The 17,177-nt window shown below is 68.8% G+C and carries 16 protein-coding genes and 1 tRNA gene; 5 read left to right on the top strand and 12 right to left on the bottom strand.

Going from position 1 to position 17,177, the window contains the following annotated elements:
- Positions 1-35: 35 nt before the first annotated feature.
- Positions 36-593 carry a Rieske (2Fe-2S) protein gene (locus OG555_RS34550; protein WP_329476890.1) on the bottom strand — a complete coding sequence of 186 codons (558 nt, stop codon included), beginning with the start codon at positions 591-593 and terminating at the stop codon, positions 36-38.
- Between the two features lie 292 nt (positions 594-885).
- Here OG555_RS34550 and OG555_RS34545 point away from each other — a divergent pair, with 292 nt between their 5' ends.
- Complete coding sequence (locus OG555_RS34545; RefSeq protein WP_329476888.1) at positions 886-1,782, top strand: hypothetical protein; 897 nt, start codon at positions 886-888, stop codon at positions 1,780-1,782.
- Between the two features lie 14 nt (positions 1,783-1,796).
- Here OG555_RS34545 and uvrA read toward each other — a convergent pair whose 3' ends face one another.
- Positions 1,797-4,790 carry an excinuclease ABC subunit UvrA gene (gene uvrA, locus OG555_RS34540; protein ID WP_329476886.1) on the bottom strand — a complete coding sequence of 998 codons (2,994 nt, stop codon included), beginning with the start codon at positions 4,788-4,790 and terminating at the stop codon, positions 1,797-1,799.
- A gap of 235 nt (positions 4,791-5,025) precedes the next feature.
- Between uvrA and OG555_RS34535 the strand changes: the two genes are divergently transcribed.
- A complete protein-coding gene (locus OG555_RS34535; protein WP_329476884.1) occupies positions 5,026-5,685 on the top strand; it encodes an MBL fold metallo-hydrolase in 660 nt (219 codons plus the stop codon).
- Positions 5,686-5,689: 4 nt separating this feature from the next.
- Here the strand turns inward: OG555_RS34535 and OG555_RS34530 are convergent, their stop codons facing one another.
- A complete protein-coding gene (locus OG555_RS34530) occupies positions 5,690-6,325 on the bottom strand; it encodes a tetratricopeptide repeat protein (protein WP_329476882.1) in 636 nt (211 codons plus the stop codon).
- Between the two features lie 23 nt (positions 6,326-6,348).
- On the opposite strand from OG555_RS34530, the gene OG555_RS34525 reads away from it, so the two are divergent.
- Positions 6,349-6,885, top strand: coding sequence for a GNAT family N-acetyltransferase (locus OG555_RS34525; RefSeq protein WP_329476880.1), 537 nt, complete (start codon positions 6,349-6,351; stop codon positions 6,883-6,885).
- Here OG555_RS34525 and OG555_RS34520 read toward each other — a convergent pair.
- Positions 6,882-7,826 (bottom strand): S1C family serine protease, encoded by a 945-nt coding sequence (locus OG555_RS34520; RefSeq protein WP_328520653.1) that lies wholly within the window; start codon positions 7,824-7,826, stop codon positions 6,882-6,884. The genes OG555_RS34525 and OG555_RS34520 overlap by 4 nt on opposite strands.
- Positions 7,827-7,945: 119 nt before the next feature.
- On the opposite strand from OG555_RS34520, the gene OG555_RS34515 reads away from it, so the two are divergent.
- Positions 7,946-8,494 (top strand): helix-turn-helix domain-containing protein, encoded by a 549-nt coding sequence (locus OG555_RS34515; protein WP_329476878.1) that lies wholly within the window; start codon positions 7,946-7,948, stop codon positions 8,492-8,494.
- A 69-nt stretch (positions 8,495-8,563) separates the two neighbouring features.
- Complete coding sequence (locus OG555_RS34510; protein ID WP_329476876.1) at positions 8,564-10,729, top strand: MMPL family transporter; 2,166 nt, start codon at positions 8,564-8,566, stop codon at positions 10,727-10,729.
- Between the two features lie 37 nt (positions 10,730-10,766).
- On the opposite strand, the gene OG555_RS34505 is transcribed toward OG555_RS34510, so the two are convergent.
- From OG555_RS34505 to OG555_RS34470, 8 genes are all read right to left on the bottom strand, one after another.
- Positions 10,767-10,976 carry a hypothetical protein gene (locus tag OG555_RS34505; protein WP_329476874.1) on the bottom strand — a complete coding sequence of 70 codons (210 nt, stop codon included), beginning with the start codon at positions 10,974-10,976 and terminating at the stop codon, positions 10,767-10,769.
- 619 nt (positions 10,977-11,595) lie between these two features.
- Positions 11,596-11,669, bottom strand: a tRNA-Pro gene (locus tag OG555_RS34500).
- Positions 11,670-11,750: 81 nt separating this feature from the next.
- On the bottom strand, positions 11,751-13,130 hold the full coding sequence (gene der, locus OG555_RS34495) for a ribosome biogenesis GTPase Der (RefSeq protein WP_328520649.1): 1,380 nt from the start codon (positions 13,128-13,130) through the stop codon (positions 11,751-11,753).
- Positions 13,123-13,851 (bottom strand): lysophospholipid acyltransferase family protein, encoded by a 729-nt coding sequence (locus OG555_RS34490; protein WP_329476872.1) that lies wholly within the window; start codon positions 13,849-13,851, stop codon positions 13,123-13,125. Before OG555_RS34490 ends, der begins: the two co-directional genes overlap by 8 nt.
- A gap of 16 nt (positions 13,852-13,867) precedes the next feature.
- Positions 13,868-14,554: a (d)CMP kinase gene (gene cmk, locus OG555_RS34485; RefSeq protein WP_329476870.1), complete on the bottom strand. Its 687-nt coding sequence runs from the start codon at positions 14,552-14,554 to the stop codon at positions 13,868-13,870.
- Positions 14,555-14,602: 48 nt separating this feature from the next.
- Entirely contained in the window at positions 14,603-15,667 is a 1,065-nt protein-coding gene (locus OG555_RS34480) for a prephenate dehydrogenase (protein ID WP_329476868.1), read from the bottom strand.
- A 118-nt stretch (positions 15,668-15,785) separates the two neighbouring features.
- The gene (gene aroH, locus OG555_RS34475; protein ID WP_328520645.1) at positions 15,786-16,154 is read right to left on the bottom strand and encodes a chorismate mutase; all 369 of its coding nucleotides are present in this window, start codon (positions 16,152-16,154) and stop codon (positions 15,786-15,788) included.
- 32 nt (positions 16,155-16,186) lie between these two features.
- Positions 16,187-17,125, bottom strand: a complete 939-nt coding sequence (locus OG555_RS34470; protein WP_329476866.1) for a helix-turn-helix domain-containing protein — start codon at positions 17,123-17,125, stop codon at positions 16,187-16,189.
- Between the last annotated feature and the right edge of the window lie 52 nt (positions 17,126-17,177).

The raw sequence follows: 17,177 nt of genomic DNA, 5'->3' as shown, positions 1-17,177 counted from the left end.
GGCTATCGGCCTCACTTCTTCGGACGTTACGGTTGTCAGGCGGACTGGACGATGTTGCTGCCCTGAACCGCGACGTTTACCGCGGGGAGGGGCGACTGCGCGGGGCCGCTGACCGGGCTGCCGTCGGTGATGTTGAAGTGGCTGTTGTGGAACGGGCAGACGATCTGCCCGCCCTGCACCGACCCGACCGGGTTGCCCTGGTGGGTACAGATCGCGGAGAAGCCCTTGAACTGACCCGCGGTCGGCTGTGTCACCACGACCTTGGCGTCGGAGAACACCTTGCCGCCACCGACCGGTACGTCGGACACCGGGCCGAGGACCGTGCCGCCGCTGGTGCTCGCCGGCGCGCTCGAGGACGGCGCCGTACTGGTCGGTGCACTGGTCGGAGCCGAGCTCGTGCCGGTCGCGGGTGCGGAACTGGAGCCGCTGCTCCCGCTCGCGTTGTCGCTGCCGCCGCAGGCCGCAAGGATCGGTGCGCTGGCACCCGCGAGGGCGGCGATTGCCGCGCAGCGGAGCACCGACCTCCGGTCGCGCAGGTTGTCCCCCGCCGGGGTCTGCTGCGGGGTGGTTGGTGCCATCGTGTCATCGCTCATGAATCTGGACCTCCAGGAGCCTGCCGGTCGAAGTGGTTGAACGCTTTGCTTCTGTGTAGCCGACCCTGCCAAACCGGGCCGATACCGGGTCAAACGACTGGATCATCGGATCGGTTCAACCAGCGCCGGATTCAACCGGCGTTTGAGAGTTGCTGTGAATCAGCTGGTAGTGCGGGCGCCTGATCCGGACTGCCACTAAGGTGTGGCCCGCTGACCAGCCCGCGGACGCCGGGGGGCTTCGTACTTCTGGAACGGATGCGCGAGACACTTCAGTGGTGGCGGAGGTCAAGACATGACGGACACGAGCGAAAGTTTCGCTGTCGTCGAGGTGATCGCGGATCTCGCGCCGATGTGGTTGCCGGGCTGTGTGGTGGACACCGAGGAGCGGACGGTCGAAGTCGGCTGGGGACGCGGCGCGCTGCAGATGTCCGCGGTCGTCGGCGTCGGCGAGATCGTCGACCGTTGTCTGCACCTCCCACAGCAACGCTGGCCGGAACAGATCGAGGCCTGGCTGCTGGCCGTCGTCGCCGAAGGTGAGCTGGCCACGGAGGAACACCGGTACGGCGACGTCGCGGAGCGGCAACGTGCTCTGCTCGTGCAGCGCGGATGGTCTGCGCGAACGGCCGGACCGGTCGCGGACGCCCTGATCCCGTTCGGCGAACACTTCGAGGTCGTGGTGTTCGTCCGGACCGGCAAGGAACTCCGGCGACTGACCGTCGTACGGCGATCGATGCTCGGGCTGGGTGATCCCGGCGTGCCGTCGCCGGTGCGGTTGAGTCTGGCGGAGGTCGCGGACCTGGAGCCGGTCGAGCACGACGGGTTCGCCGTCCTCAGCCGGGACGGCGATCCGCTGGTGTCGATGGCGATCGTCGACCGGGAGACCTTGTTGCCGCAGGCATCTCTGGGCGCGGGGGTGCTGGTCGGGGTGCCGCGGTTGAGCACAGTTGCCTACTGCCCGGCCGATGCGGGCCAGGATCGGGCCGACGCGTTGGCGCGGTTCGTCACCGAGACGTACCGCGACGCACCGGACCAGTGCTGCCCGGATCTCTTTTGGTTACAGGGCGATCGGATAGTTCAGGTGCCGGTCACGCTGGCCACGCCACCGACCGTCGTACTGCCCTCTGTGTTGACGCCGCATCCGCGCCGTACGTGGTTGCGACAACTGTTCGGACAGCTCTTCGGCCGGTGATACTCGCGGGCTGATCAGCTGGCGACGCGTTTCCGGGCCGGTGCCTTCTTCGCCGGGGCCTTCTTGGCAACGGCTTTCTTGGCGACCGTCTTCTTCGCCGCGGTCTTCTTGACCGGCGCCTTCTTCGCGGCGGCGGCCTGCTGCTTCGCGCTCGGCTTGGCGGCGCGACCCTCGAGAATCTCCGCCAGGAACTCACCCGTGTACGACGCAGGGTTCGCCGCGACCTCTTCCGGCGTACCTTCCGCGACCAGCGTGCCACCGCGGCGACCGCCGTCCGGCCCGAGGTCGATGATCCAGTCGGCGGTCTTGATCACGTCGAGGTTGTGCTCGATCACCAGCACCGAGTTGCCCTTGTCCACCAGGCCGCCGAGCACGCCGAGCAGCTTGCGGATGTCCTCGAAGTGCAGACCGGTCGTCGGCTCGTCGAGCACGTAGACCGTCCGCCCGGTCGACCGCCGCTGCAGCTCGGACGCCAGCTTCACGCGCTGCGCCTCACCACCGGACAGCGTCGGCGCGGGCTGCCCGAGACGGACGTACCCGAGGCCGACCTCGACCAGCGTGGTCAGATGCCGCGAGATCGCCGGGATCGCCGCGAAGAACTCCGACGCCTCCTCGATCGGCATGTCCAGCACATCCGCGACGGTCTTGCCCTTGTAGTGCACCTCGAGCGTCTCGCGGTTGTACCGGGCGCCGTGGCACACCTCGCACGGCACGTACACATCCGGGAGGAAGTTCATCTCGATCTTCAGCGTGCCGTCACCCGAACAGGCCTCGCACCGGCCGCCCTTGACGTTGAAGGAGAACCGGCCCTGCTGGTACCCGCGGACCTTGGCCTCGGGCGTGTCCGCGAACAGCTTGCGGACGTGGTCCCAGACACCGGTGTACGTCGCCGGGTTGGACCGCGGCGTCCGGCCGATCGGCGACTGGTCGACGTGGATGACCTTGTCGACCAGCTCCATCCCGGAGATCTTCGTGTGCCGGCCCGGCACCGCCCGAGCACCGTAGATCTGCCGCGCCAGCGAGGTGTAGAGAATGTCGTTGACCAGCGTCGACTTGCCAGACCCCGACACCCCGGTCACCGCGACGAACACCCCGAGCGGAATCGTCACGTCGATGTCCTGGAGGTTGTTCTGCCGGGCGCCGTACACGGTCAGCTCGCGGCCCTCGGTCAGCGGTCGCCGGACCGGCGGGATCGGGATCTCGCGGCGGCCGGAGATGTACTGGCCGGTGATCGAGTCCGGGTGGTTGCGCAGGTCCTCGACCGTGCCGGAGACGACGACCTGGCCGCCGTGCTCACCGGCACCCGGGCCGATGTCGACCACCCAGTCGGCGTGGTCGATGGTGTCCTCGTCGTGCTCGACGACGATCAGCGTGTTGCCCAGCTCCTTCAGCCGGACCAGCGTCTCGATCAACCGCCGGTTGTCCCGCTGGTGCAGGCCGATCGACGGCTCGTCGAGGACGTACAGAACGCCGACCAGCCCCGAGCCGATCTGGGTCGCCAGCCGGATCCGCTGCGCCTCGCCACCGGACAGCGAACCCGCCGGCCGGCTCAGCGCCAGATAGTCCAGGCCGACGTCGAGCAGGAACCGCAGCCGCTCGCCGATCTCCTTGACCACCCGCTCGGCGATCTGCTTCTCCCGCGGCGACAGCTCCATCTGCGCGAGGAAGCCGTGCACCTCGTCGATCGACATCGCGCTGATCTCCGCGATGTTCTTACCGCCGAGCGTGACCGCGAGCGAGATCGGCTTCAGCCGGGCGCCGTTGCAGGCCAGACACGGCACCTCGCGCATGTACTCCTCGAAGCGCTCCCGGCCGGTGTCGCTCGACGCCTCCGCATGCCGTCGCTCGACGTACGGGATCACACCCTCGAAGGTGGTGTAGTACGAGCGCTCGCGGCCGTAGCGGTTCTGGTACGAGACGTGGACCTGCTTGTCGTGGCCGGTCAGCAGCGACTTCTTCGCCTTCGCCGGCAGCTCGCCGAACGGCGTGCTCGTCTTGATCTTCAGGTCCCTCGCCAGCGCCGCCAGCAGACGCTCGAAGTACTGCGAGACGTTCTGCCCGGACCACGGCTGGATCGCGCCCTCGTCGAGTGACTTGGACGGGTCCGGGATCAGCAGCTCCGGGTCGACCTCCATCCGGGTGCCGAGACCGGTGCACACCGGGCAGGCGCCGTACGGCGAGTTGAACGAGAACGACCGTGGCTCGAGCTCGTCGATGGCGAGGGGGTGGTCGTTCGGGCAGGCGAGCTTCTCGGAGAACCGGCGCTCGCGGTGCGGGTCGTCCTCCGGCAGGTCGACGAAGTCCAGCACGAGCAGACCACTGGCCAGACCGAGCGCGGTCTCGACCGAGTCGGTCAGCCGCTGCTTGGCCGAGCTCTTCACCGCGAGCCGGTCGACGACCACATCGATGTCGTGCTTCTTCTGCTTGTCGAGCTTCGGCGGGTCGGTGAGCTGGATCGTCTCACCGTCCACCCGGGCCCGGGACAACCCCTGACCGCTCAGCTGGCGGAACAGGTCGAGGTACTCCCCCTTGCGGCCGCGGACGACCGGGGCCAGCACCTGGAAGCGAGTGCCCTCCTCGAGCTCCAGCACCCGGTCGACGATCTGCTGCGGGGTCTGGCGCGCGATCGGCTCGCCGCACTCCGGGCAGTGCGGGCGGCCGGCCCGGGCGAACAGCAGGCGGAGGTAGTCGTACACCTCGGTGATCGTGCCGACGGTGGAGCGCGGGTTCCGCGAGGTGGACTTCTGGTCGATCGAGACGGCCGGGGACAGACCCTCGATGAAGTCGACGTCGGGCTTGTCCATCTGACCGAGGAACTGCCGCGCGTACGCCGACAGTGACTCGACGTACCGGCGCTGGCCCTCGGCGAAGATCGTGTCGAAGGCCAGGCTGGACTTGCCGGACCCGGACAGCCCGGTGAAGACGATCATGGCGTCCCGGGGCAGGTCGACCGAGACGTCCTTCAGGTTGTGCTCACGCGCTCCACGCACGATCAGACGGTCAGACACAAGCTCACTCTCAGCCGTTCTCGAGGGTATCCAGGGCATGCCCGGTCATGCTAACGAGGCCCACCGACAAAAACTTCCGGCGGCGGATCGAGGTACCCGGAGGACGCCCGACCGCACCGGCCGCTTCGAAAGTATATTCGATCGCGGGCGGTAGTTCATGCAAGTCGGCCCCGAGATGACCGGACGGTCGCCGGAGTGCAAGGATCGGGGCTGTCACGACTTCCAGGGAGGGCGCATGCCGGAGTACCACGGGAACGTCAAGGTCGGCGGACCGGCTCAGACACACGAGCTGGCCCGGTTGATGATCACCAAGGTCGCGGTCGGCCCGATGGACAACAACGCCTATCTCCTGCGCTGCCGGCAGACCGACGAGCAGGTGCTGATCGACGCCGCCAACGACGCGGACACGCTGCTCAAGCTGATCGGCGACGGTGGGCTCGCCCGCGTCGTCACCACTCACCGCCACCAGGACCACTGGGAGGCGCTCGCCGAGGTCGTCGCCCGGACCAGCGCCACCACGGTCGCCGGCCGGTACGACGCCGAGGGCATCCCGGTCCCCACCGACCAACTCGTCGACGAGGGCGACCACATCGCCGTCGGCCAGTGCAGCCTGCGCGTCATCCATCTGGTCGGCCACACACCGGGCTCGATCGCCCTCGTGTACGACGACCCGGACGGCGCACCTCACCTCTTCACCGGTGACTCACTGTTCCCGGGCGGCGTCGGCAACACCCAGGGTGACGCAGAGCGCTTCACGTCCCTGATCAACGACGTCGAGACCAAACTCTTCGCCGACCTCCCCGACGAGACCTGGGTGTACCCCGGTCACGGCTCCGACACCACCCTCGGCACCGAACGCCCCCACCTGAAGGAATGGCGCGAACGCGGCTGGTGAGTCGTTAGATCCGCGAGCGGGCTGCTTCGATCTGGGCGCTGATCATCACGGCTCCCACCGAAGCGGCCAGGGCAGCCGCCTCATCAGCCAGTGCCTGCGCGTCGTCGGAGCGCCCTTGTGCGGCGGCCAGGTAGATGAGACCGACCAAGTTGGCCGCCACACCTGCCGTGAAGCCGAGGGTACGGCGGAGAGCGGTGGACTCCTCGAGCAAGGCGCGGGCCCGGTCGAGGTCGCCGGCCGTGTGGGCCGCTATACCCAAGTGGCGGAGGGCGTAGGACAGGGTCAGCTGGTCCCCGGTCTTCCTGGCCAACTCGCTCGCGGCAGTCAAGGGTGGGAGGGCGGACGCGTTGTCGTCGCGGACGACCTGGTGGAAGCAGCCGATCCAGAACTGGGCTTCGGCCTCGCCGCGCTCGTCGCCCAGGGCGCGGTAGAGGTCGGCCGCTCGCTCGAAGGCCGGCAACTCCTCGGGGACCTCGATCCGTGTGTCCAGGTAGCGGCCGTGCATGACCCGGCCACGACCGATCAACAACGCGGCCTCGACCGCGTCGAGCTCACGATCGGCCTGCGACAGGGCGTCGTATGCCCCGTTGAAGATCGCCCGCTCGTACAAGTCCTTCGCCCACGCCAAATGTTCGTCCACCCGCCAGAGCCTAGGCTGCCGTCGTGAGCAACTTCGCCGAATACGAGCCGGACGCCGGCCGTCAGGTCCCGGACACTCCGATCGAGATCCGCCCGATGGGCGCCGACGACCTCGACGCCTGCGCCGAACTGATCGTCTCGCGCACCGGCGGACCTGTCGCCGAGCGCCGAAGCCGTCTGCTGTCCGACCTTCAGGATCCGACGCGCTACTCCGTCGTCGCGTGCGTCGAGACTGAGGTGGTCGGCTACGCCGCCGTGATCCACCACGAGGTCTCCCCCGACGACCCGCCAACCACGGCCCCCACCGGCTACTACCTTGTCGGCCTGATCGTGTCCCCGGACTGGCGCCGCCACGGCATCGGGGAACTCCTCACCACCGCTCGCATTCGCTGGACGGCCGAGCGCGCCAACGCCGTCTACTACTTCGCGAACCTCGCGAACAGCCCGATCCTCGACCTGCACCAGAGCTTCGGCTTCACCGAAGTCACCCGCGACTTCACCTTCCCCCGCGCCCCTCTCAAACCCGGCAGCGGCGTCCTCCTCCGGGCCGAACTGAGCTAGCGGTCGGTCAGTTCGGTGGGATGGGCTATGACATCCACGAGGGCGTTGTTGCGGATGGCGGTGATTTCGGTGCGGCGGGAGATGGCGTCGGCGAACAGGAGTCGTTGGAGGGACTGAGCGTCGCGGAGCGGGGCGCCGTCGACAGCCAGGACCAGGTCGCCGGGGCGAAGGCCGGCGTCGGCGGCGGGGCTGTTCGCGATCACCTCTACGACGCGGAGAGCCGTGCGCTGGTCGAAGCGTTCGGCCAGGGCGGGCCGCAGCGGCGCGGGGGTCGTGACGAGACCGAGGTACGCGCGGCGGACGCGACCGTCATGCAGGAGCGAGTAGATGATCCGGCGCGTGGTCTGGTTCATCGGGACGGCCAGCCCGAGGCCGATGCCGGCCACCGCCGTGTTGATGCCGACGACCCGGCCGTTGCCGTCGGCAAGTGCTCCGCCGGAGTTGCCCGGGTTCAGCGCCGCGTCGGTCTGGATCACGTCCTCGATGATCCGCTGCGCCGACCCGCTCCGCACCGGCAGCGACCGGCCGAGCGCACTCACCACGCCCGCGGTCACACTCCCGGCCAGCCCCAACGGGTTGCCCACGGCAACCACCAGGTTCCCCACCTTGAGGTGATCCGCGTCGCCGTACTCCGGCGGATCCGGGATCTCCCGGTCGGCTCGCAGTACGGCGAGATCGGACAGCCGGTCGACCCCGACCACTCGGGCCTGCGCCGTCGTACCGTCCGCGAACTCGGCGTTCGCCTGCTCGCCCTCGCCGACGACATGCGCGTTGGTCAGCAGGTGGCCATCGCCGGTCAGCACGACCGCCGATCCCGACGAGTCGCCGCGCCGGCTGTGGATCCGCAGGCTTGCCACCCGCGGGATGAGGTGTTCCGCCACGCCCGAGACCACTCGGGAGTAGGCATCCAGTACGTCGTCGCCGGCAATCTCATCAGCCATGGTTCTGCCTCCCGAATTACATCATTACACCGCAAGCAAGCCGCGGCCATCGCGTGAACCAAGCCACAATCCTGACCGATCGGTTGAAAACTGGCCGATCGGTCAGGATGATGGCTGACATGGCAGTCACCACCCCCGCCCGGGAGCGGACCCGGCACGAGATCGTGCGGCAGGCGATGGACCTGTTCCAGGCCAAGGGCTACAACGCGACGTCACTGCAGGACATCGCGAGCGCGGCCGGCTGCTCGAAGGCGACGGTGCTCTACCACTTCAGCGGCAAGCCCGCCGTCCTGGCCGCGGTCCTCGAGCCGGCCGCCGCCGACCTGGCCGAGCTCCTCGCCGCGGCCGGCGCGCTGCCGCAGACGGAGGCGCAGGAGTTCGCGATCCAGCGCTTCATCGACCTCGCCGTGGTGCACCGCGGCGTCATCGACGTCATCCAGGACGTCATCCCGGTGATGGTGGAGATGCCCGAGATCGCCGGACTGGTCGCCGACGGCATGAAGATGACCGACTACCTGGCCGGCTCGGACGACCCGCTCGAGCACGACCTGGCCAAGTTCGCCGTCAACGGCCTGCTCGGCGAGTGCCGGCGTCCCGGCGAACGCACCGACGACGAACTCCGGAGACTCTGCGACATCGCCCTCCGTCGACTGCTCGGACGCAGCTGAACCCATCCCGACCGCCGGCGGACGGTCTCCCCTGCTCGCACGTACCGACTTGAAACGGACGCACTCCCGATGGCCAATCTGCTGTACCGGCTCGGCCGGTTCTCCTACCAGCGCCGGCGCCTCGTCGCCGCCGTCTGGGCGTTGTTCCTCGTCCTGCTCGGTGTCGGCGCGTTGACGCTGGGCGGCAAGACTGCGAACACCTTCTCCATCCCGGGCACCGAGTCGCAGCGCGCGCTCGACGCCCTGAAGCAGGAACTGCCCGCGGCGAGCGGTGCCTCGGCCGCGGTCGTGGTGAAGGCACCCGACGGCAAGACGCTCGCGGATCCGGCGGTGAAGGCGGCCGTCGGCGCGACCGTCGGCAAGGTCGCGAAGGTGCCGGAGGTGATCGTCGCGATCGATCCGTTCACCAGCAAGGCGATCAGCCCCGACGGCACGACCGGCCTGATCAGCGTCCAGTTCGACAAGCCTGCCGACGAGCTCTCCAAGGACAGCACCACGGCGTACGACGGACTCAGCGGACTGAGCACCGGGGATCTTCAGGTGGTCCCGGGCGGCCAGGTGGCCGGCGGCGTACCCGAGATCGGAGCCACCGAGGTGATCGGGGTCGCGGTGGCGGCCGTCGTACTCGTTGTCACGTTCGGTTCGCTGGTTGCGGCCGGGATGACGTTGCTGACCGCGCTGCTCGGCGTGCTGGCGGGGATGGCAGGGCTGTTCCTGGTCACCGCGTTCGTTGATGTGTCGTCGACCGCGCCGATCCTTGCGTTGATGCTGGGACTCGCTGTGGGTATCGACTATGCGTTGTTCATCAGCTCGCGGCATCGGACACAGCTTGCTCAGGGCATGGATCCGGAGGAGTCGGTCGGGCGGGCGACAGCGACCGCGGGGTCGGCGGTGTTGTTCGCCGGCGCGACGGTGGTGATCGCGCTGGCCGGGTTGAGTGTGGTCGGCGTACCGTTCCTGACCGCGATGGGGCTGGCGGCCGCGGCGACCGTGCTCACCGCGGTGCTGGTCGCGCTCACGCTGCTGCCGGCCATGCTCGGGTTCGTCGGGAACCGGGTGCTCCCCCGCAAGATCCGCAAGGCGCCGACGGCCGCTCCGGTCAAGGAAGGTTTCGGCTTCCGTTGGGGCCGGCTCGTGACCAGGTTCCGCGTCCCGATCGTTGCCGTCGGCATCCTCGGGCTCGGGTTGCTGGCGATCCCGGTCAAGGACATGCAGCTCGCGCTGCCGGACGGTGCCTCGGCCGCGGCCGGCACGAACCAGCGGGTCGCCTACGACCTGACCGCGGCCGCCTTCGGGCCGGGCGCGAACGGTCCACTCGTCGTCGTTGTGAAGAGCAACGACCCGGCGACGTCCGATGCGCTGGTCAAGCAGGTACTCGCGAAGTCGCGAGAGCTGAAGGATGTCGTGGCGGCCCAGGCCGGGCCGGCCAGTGCGGACGGATCGACACGGTTGTTGCAGGTGATCCCCAAGAGCGGCCCGGCGAGTCAGGACACCGCAGAGCTGGTGAAGAACCTGCGGTCGGCGGTGCAGCCGTTGGTCGCCGGTGACGCGAGCATCTCGGTGACGGGCAATACCGCGGTCGGGGTCGACGTGTCGAACAAGCTGTCCAACGCGTTGCCGATCTACCTGCTGGTTGTCATCGGGCTGTCGTTCCTGCTGTTGTTGCTGGCGTTCCGGTCGGTGCTCGTGCCGCTCAAGGCGACACTGGGCTTTGTGCTCACGGTCGGGGCGACCTTCGGCATCACGGTCGCGGTGTTCCAGCTCGGATGGGGTGCGGACCTGCTCGGCGTGGACTCCCCCGGGCCGCTGGTCAGCTTCCTGCCGATCATCATGCTGGGCGTGCTGTTCGGGCTGGCGATGGACTACGAGGTGTTCATCGTCTCCCGGGTCCGCGAGGAGTTCGTGCACGGCAAACACGCGACCGAGGCAACCATCGAGGGTCTCGGCCACGGCGCCCGCGTGGTCACTGCGGCCGCCCTGATCATGGCGTCGGTCTTCGCCGGCTTCATCATGGTCCACGACCCGATCATCAAGGCGATCGGCTTCGGCCTCACCATCGGCGTCCTCATCGACGCCTTCGTAGTCCGCATGACCCTCGTGCCCGCGGTGCTGTCTCTCCTAGGCGACCGCGCCTGGTGGTTCCCACGCTGGCTCGACCGCATCACCCCCAAGGTCGACATCGAAGGCGAATCCCTCCACATCGACGAGCCCAAACAACTCGCCGACATCCACTGAACTGTGGTGAGGCGCACCCGCGCGTGGCCGGTGCTCCTCAGCGCAACAGTCCCGACGCATCACCCACCCGGTACGGCGCGTAGGTCTCTGCATAGATGCGGATTCGTCCTGCCAGCACCGAACTGGGGATCACATACATGCTGCCGTCGCCCAGCACGATGAAGAACAGATCGATATCGTCCGGGTCGTACGGCATCTTGCCTGCCGACTTTGTCCAGTGCGTACGGCCGCCGTCCGATCTCGACACCCCAGCGCCCCTTGGCATCGGGGCGAGCGCTGCTCTTGACCTGCACGCGCTGCACGCCCTTCCTCGTAGTCACCAGCAGGTCATACACCTCGGGCTCGATCGGCAACGCCACCGAGCAGCCCCGCAAGGTGAACCATGCCATCGCCATCGCAGGCGCCGCAGTTCGCAGCAGCTCAGGACGCACAGGCTGATCGAACACCTCACCTGACAGTGACCGCGGCTCGGACGGCCTCAGATTGGTGCAGTCCAGGCCGAGCCGAACCGCATGCCCCTTGATCCGAACCCGGGTCTCGATGCCGTCGCTGACGCCCAGCCCGGCGAATACATCCGCCCAGCAGGTGGCGTCGCGCATCACTGCACGCAGCTCTCGGTCAGACCACCGACGTTGGCCCGTGAAGTGGGCGGTGTCCAATTCAAGCCGGTCCGCGTGTCGTTTGAGCACACGGATTGTGCCTGCGGACGTGCCGTTCAATCCCAGTGCGCGAGCGACCGCGCGCCACGAGTGGTTCTCCTCTACTGCCTGACGCAGCTGCAGATCGTCCCAGGTACGCCTGTCCCCCGATGTCTTCATGGAAGAAACCTAAAGAGGGGCACCGACAGAATCGGTGCCCCTCTTGGGTCGGGCTGACAGGATTTGAACCTGCGGTCTTCTGGCCCCCAGCCAGACGCGTTACCAAACTACGCCACAGCCCGATGCCCGCCTCCGAAGAGCCGAGCGGGGTAAACCTTACCGCATCTTGTGGAGTGGTCTTAACCGGGTTCCAGGTCGGCGGGTCAGCGCTTCTTGTTCTTTTGGCGGGCTCGGATCTGGACGTGGACGGGGCTGCCGACGAAGCCGAAGTCCTCGCGGAGGCGGCGTTCGATGAAGCGCTGGTACGACGCCTCGATCTGGCCGGAGGTGAAGATCGCGAACGTCGGCGGCATCGTCGTCGCCTGGGTGCCGAACAGGATCTTCGGCTGTTTGCCGGACCGGACCGGGTGCGGGTGCGCCGCGACCAGGCGGCCGAGGAACGCGTTCAGCTGGCCGGTCGGGACGCGGGTCTGCCAGCCGTCGAGCGCCGCCTCGATGGCCGGGACCAGCTTCTCCATGTGCCGGCCGGTGAGGGCGCTGATGTTCACCCGTGGCGCCCAGCGGAACTGCACCAGGTCGCGGTCGATCTCGCGCTCCAGGTAGTACCGCCGGTCCTCGTCGACCAGGTCCCATTTGTTGTAGGCGATCACGAGCGCCTTGCCGGCCTCCTCGACCGCGCTCATGATCCGCAGATCCTGCTCGGCCATCGGCTCGGACGCGTCGATCACGACCACGACGACCTCGGCCCGCTCGATCGCCGCGTTGGTCCGCAGCGAGGCGTAGTACTCGTGCCCCTGGGCGCTCTTCACCTTGCGGCGGATGCCGGCGGTGTCGATGAACCGCCACTCCTTGCCGGCCAGCGTGATCAGTTCGTCCACCGGGTCGACCGTCGTACCGGCGACGTCGCTGACGACGACGCGGTCCTCCTTGGCGACCTTGTTCAGCAGGGAGGACTTGCCGACGTTCGGCTTGCCGACGATCGCGACCCGGCGCGGGCCGCCGGTCTCGGGGTCGCGCTCCGGCGGCGCCTCGGGCAGGGCGGCCAGTACGGCGTCGAGCATGTCACCGGTGCCGCGGCCGTGCATCGCCGAGACCGGGAACGGCTCACCGATGCCGAGGCTCCACAGGTTCATCGCCTCGGCCTCGACCCGCTGGTCGTCGACCTTGTTCGCCGCGAGCACGACCGGCTTCCCGGACTTCCGCAGTACCCGTACGACGGCCTCGTCCGCATCCGTGATCCCGACCGTCGCGTCGACCACGAACAGCACCGCGTCGGCCGCGTTGATCGCGACCTCGGCCTGCGCCGCGACCAGGGCCGCCATCCCGACCGCGTCCGGGTCCCAGCCGCCGGTGTCGACGACCGTGAAGCCGCGGCCGGCCCAGTTGGCGTCGTACGAGACACGGTCCCGGGTCACGCCCGGGGTGTCCTCGACGACGGCCTCGCGGCGGCCGATGATGCGGTTGACCAGCGTGGACTTGCCCACGTTCGGCCGGCCGACGATCGCGAGCACGGGCAGCGGCCCGGTGTCCTCACGGTCGTGCGTAGGCTCGGCGAAGTCGTAGCCGGTGGGCAGGTCAGTCATCAGGGTCCTTCTTGTCTGGCGCGCCCGGGAGGGGGTGGCCGGTGGCTTCGACGGCCGCCCTCACATGGGCTCGCAGCACGTCGCCGATCTGGTCGGCAACCGCGCGTACGTCGGAATGCCTCCTGGGAAAGGGTACGCGCTCCACCGTGAACGGCTCGCCATAGACCACATCGACCCGGCTCCCGGCCGGTGGGAAACCCTCCACGTCGCCGCGCGGCAGCCTGGTCCCGAGCAGGGCCACCGGCAGGATCGGCGCACCCGTCACCATGGCCAGATACGCCACGCCGGTCCGGATCCGGCTGAAGTCGCCCGGACCGCGGGTGCCCTCGGGGTAGATGTTCAGCACCCGGCCGTCGCGGAGCACCTTGATCGACTGCCGGACCGCGAGGACGTCGTACGCCGATCGGTCGACCGGGATCTGCCCGATCCGCCGGAGAATCCTCCCCTGGAGCCCGCCGAACACCTCGATCTTGCCGAGCTGGTGCAGCATCCGGGGCGCGATCGCCCCGAGCAGCGGCCCGTCGAGCAGGCTCAGATGGTTCGGAGTCATCAGCACCGGACCGGTTCGCGGGAACCGGTCCTCGTGGTGAATGGTCAGCTTGTACTTGCGCCGGAAGTACGGCTTGGCGACCGTGCGCATCGGCAGCGCGAGCCGGTACGGCAGCCGAGGCAGATCGTCGGTGCGTGGCAACTCCAGGTGCCCGGTCAGCTCCGCGGTCATGCGGCGATGCGCTCTGTCATGACTTCGGCCCTCTCGGGGCGGCCTCGGCCTCCTTCGCGAGACGGCTGATCACGTCGATGACCTCCTCCAGGGACAGATGCGTCGAATCGATGGTGACCGCGCCGTCGGACGCGACCAGGAACTCCGACACGGTCGCGTCGTCGGCGTCCCGGCGGACGATCTGGTCGCGGAGCTGCTCGGCGGTCACCGCCCCGGCCGCCAGCTCGGCGCCGCGGCGCGCCATCCGGGCGTCCTGGTCGGCGGTGAGCAGCACCTTGAGCTCGGAGTCGGTCGCGACCACGGTGGCGATGTCGCGGCCCTCGACCACGATCCCGCCGGTCGGCTGGGCGTCGTCGATGATCTCCCGCTGGCGCCGGATCAGCTCCTTGCGGACGTCCAGGTTGGTGGCGATCTTGGAGACCGTCTCGCTGATCCGCGGCTCCCGGATCGCGGTCGTCACGTCGGTCCCGTCGGCGATCACGAACTGGTTCGCCGGGTCGATGCTGACCTCGAGGCGCAGCTCCCGGGACCGCTGCGCGACCGCCGCGGTGTCGTCCAGATCGAGTCCGTGCTCCAGCGCCGACCAGGTCACCGCCCGGTACGTCGCTCCGGTGTCCAGGTAGCGCAGCCCCAGCCGGCTGGCGACGCCTCGCGCGGTGCTCGACTTACCGGAGCCGCTCGGGCCGTCCACAGCGATGATCATGCCCCGAAGATTACCTGTGGCGGGGGACATTCCACCGATCAGGACCGGCTACCGGTGGACGACCCAGCCACGCTCGGTCAGTACGTCGACCAACTGGTCGACCGAACCGGGTTTGACCGCCAGCTCGACCTCACCGACCGGACGGCCCGGACTGTGGTCGATCCGCAGGTCCTCGACGTTCGCGCCGGACTCGGCCGCGTCCGCGAACAACCGGGCCAGCTGCCCCGGCCGGTCGGGGATGGTCACCAAAACGGTCACCAGGTCGATGTGCGGCGCACCGTGCTTGCCCGGCACCCGGACCGCACCCGAGACGCCGAGCCCGAGGATCGAGGTCAGCTCCTCGGCAGCCTCTTCCTTGCCCAAGGCAACGAGTAGGCGATCCAGCTCGCCACGGATCTGCTCCAGCAGGCCGGTCAGGGCGGTCGAGTTCGCGGACACGATCTGGGTCCACAGCTTGGGGTCGCCGGCCGCGATCCGGGTCACGTCCCGGACGCCCTGGCCGGACAGCTGCAGGTGCGAGGTCGGCGCGTCGGCGAGCGTGCCCGCGGCGAGCGCAGACATCAGGTGCGGTAGGTGTGACACCCGGGCGACGCCGAGATCGTGGTCCTCGACAGACAGCTCGACGGTCCGGGCTCCGGCCGCCTCGGCCAGCCGCCGTACCAGCTCGATCGCCTCGGGCGAGCTGGTGTCGTGCGGAGTGATCGCCCAGGTCGCGCCGTCGAAAAGGTCCGCGCGGGCGGCGAGTGGCCCGTTCCGCTCGGAGCCGGCCATCGGGTGGCTGCCGACGTACCGGCTGAGGTCACCGGTGAGCTTGCCCGCGTCGGCGAGGGGCTTCGACTTCACGCTGGCGGCATCGGTGACGACCGCGTCGGTCTGCTCCAGCTGCTCGGCGATCACCGCGCCGACGTGATCCGGCGGTACGGCGACCACCACGAGCTGCGGCTCGATCTGGACCAGCCGCGAACCCGCGCCGATCCGCTCCGCCATCAGCGCGTTGTCCGGATCGGCGTCGACGAGCTCCACCACGACACCCAACCGCGCCAGCGCCAGGCCGATCGACGTACCGATGAGTCCGGTGCCGACGATCCGAACCGGACCGCGCAGCTCGGTCATGGGGCCTCCCGCCCTGGACTGAGGAGCGTAGGGAGCGAAGCGACTGAAGCGACGAGGGAAGGGCGGGAGTCACAGCCCCATGCCCCCGCCGGCGCCGGAGGCCCGGCCAAAAGCACGGTCACTGGGCGCCCGTCAGGTCTGGACGGAGAGCTACCGCGCCGTGCAGGTAGACGTGCTGGATCTTCTCCCGGGAACGCGGGGTCTCGGTGTGCACCATCAGCCGGACCACGCGCGGCAGGGCGTGCGGGACGGCGATCTCCTGCATGCACATCAGCGGTACGTCGGTCAGCCCGATCTGGCGCCCGGCCACGGCGGGAAACTCCGAGTGCAGGTCAGGCGTGACGGTGAACAGGATGCTGATCAGATCCTCGTTCTCCAGATCGTTCGCCTCCAGGACCGCCCGCACCAGCTCCGCGGACCGCTCGAGCAGATGCTCGCGCTCGTCCACGTCGAGCTGGGTGGCACCCCGGATCGCCCGTACCGCCACGTCTTCGCCTCCTTGGTCGTCTGTCTCCAACCCTAGAGCAGAGTGGTCAGAGGGTGGACAGCCGTCTCGGATAGTGCCGCCTCGAGCAGCCTCCGGGCCACCGGAAGCAGCCCGGCCTCCCGGACCGGTGCGAGCGGATCGGTCAGTTGCCGACGACGCCGGAACGATCCCGGCGGTTGGCCGTACGCGAGGGAGAAGCGGCGGGAGAAGTGGTACGGATTGCTGTAGCCGCAGTCGGACGCGATCTCGGCGATCGTCGCGTTGGTGCGCAGGAGCGCGGTCGCGGCCCGGGCCAGCCGGATCAGATCCAGGGCGTACGCCGGTCCGCAGGCGTACCGCTCCCGGAAGAGCCGGTGCAGGTGCCCTGCCGACAGGTTCGCCGCAGCGGCCAACTCCGGGACGGAGATGATTCGCGGGCCGCTCCTCGCCCACACGGTCGCAACATGGTCGACCAGGCGGCGGACAGCATCCGGCATCTCCTCGCGCGACTGACCGGCCGGAGCGCTGAGGAAGACCTCCAGCATCGTCGCCACCAGCCGGTCACTGTGTCCCCGGACCGACGATGACGGTACGCCGGCAAGGTCCAGCAGGTAGGTGCACAGCCCGTCCAGCAGGCTCGGATCGGACTGGGATCGCACCGACGGCCAACTCGACGCATCGCCGAGTCCGCCGAAGTCCTCGATCTGGAAGTGCACGTACGCATGTCGCGAAGGGCGATCGCAGTCCCAGATATAAGCATCCCGGTTCCCGCGCCGAGCCAAGGCCACGATGCCCGGGCGAAGGTCCTCCTCCACGGTCGCCTGCCGGACGCCGGCATCGTCGTACACCTCGGTCCGCCACCGCGCCGAACCGCTCAGGATCCACAGCAGTTCGTAGTTCGGCAGCGTGCGTGGGCCATAGGTTGCCCCGGGCGGATAGTCCGCGACCTGGACCACGGAGTTCACGCTGATCACCGGGGGTCGCGAGGTCACGAACAGATAGTAATGCGCACGCCCGCGACATTGGCCGGGCCTGGTGTGCTCT

This window comes from Kribbella sp. NBC_01484 (assembly GCF_036227145.1).
GTDB lineage: Bacteria > Actinomycetota > Actinomycetes > Propionibacteriales > Kribbellaceae > Kribbella.
Note: the sequence above shows the minus strand (reverse complement) of the source record. Positions and strands in the feature narration are given on the sequence as shown.

What these genes read in the sequence shown, in the direction of transcription:
- OG555_RS34480 (WP_329476868.1), bottom strand. Translation starts at nt 15,667, where the DNA reads ATGACCGAGCTGCGCGGTCCGGTTCGGATCGTCGGCACCGGACTCATC.
- OG555_RS34545 (WP_329476888.1), top strand. Translation starts at nt 886, where the DNA reads ATGACGGACACGAGCGAAAGTTTCGCTGTCGTCGAGGTGATCGCGGAT.
- OG555_RS34490 (WP_329476872.1), bottom strand. Translation starts at nt 13,851, where the DNA reads ATGACCGCGGAGCTGACCGGGCACCTGGAGTTGCCACGCACCGACGAT.
- OG555_RS34515 (WP_329476878.1), top strand. Translation starts at nt 7,946, where the DNA reads ATGGCAGTCACCACCCCCGCCCGGGAGCGGACCCGGCACGAGATCGTG.
- OG555_RS34520 (WP_328520653.1), bottom strand. Translation starts at nt 7,826, where the DNA reads ATGGCTGATGAGATTGCCGGCGACGACGTACTGGATGCCTACTCCCGA.
- cmk (WP_329476870.1), bottom strand. Translation starts at nt 14,554, where the DNA reads ATGATCATCGCTGTGGACGGCCCGAGCGGCTCCGGTAAGTCGAGCACC.
- der (WP_328520649.1), bottom strand. Translation starts at nt 13,130, where the DNA reads ATGACTGACCTGCCCACCGGCTACGACTTCGCCGAGCCTACGCACGAC.
- OG555_RS34535 (WP_329476884.1), top strand. Translation starts at nt 5,026, where the DNA reads ATGCCGGAGTACCACGGGAACGTCAAGGTCGGCGGACCGGCTCAGACA.
- OG555_RS34510 (WP_329476876.1), top strand. Translation starts at nt 8,564, where the DNA reads ATGGCCAATCTGCTGTACCGGCTCGGCCGGTTCTCCTACCAGCGCCGG.
- OG555_RS34550 (WP_329476890.1), bottom strand. Translation starts at nt 593, where the DNA reads ATGAGCGATGACACGATGGCACCAACCACCCCGCAGCAGACCCCGGCG.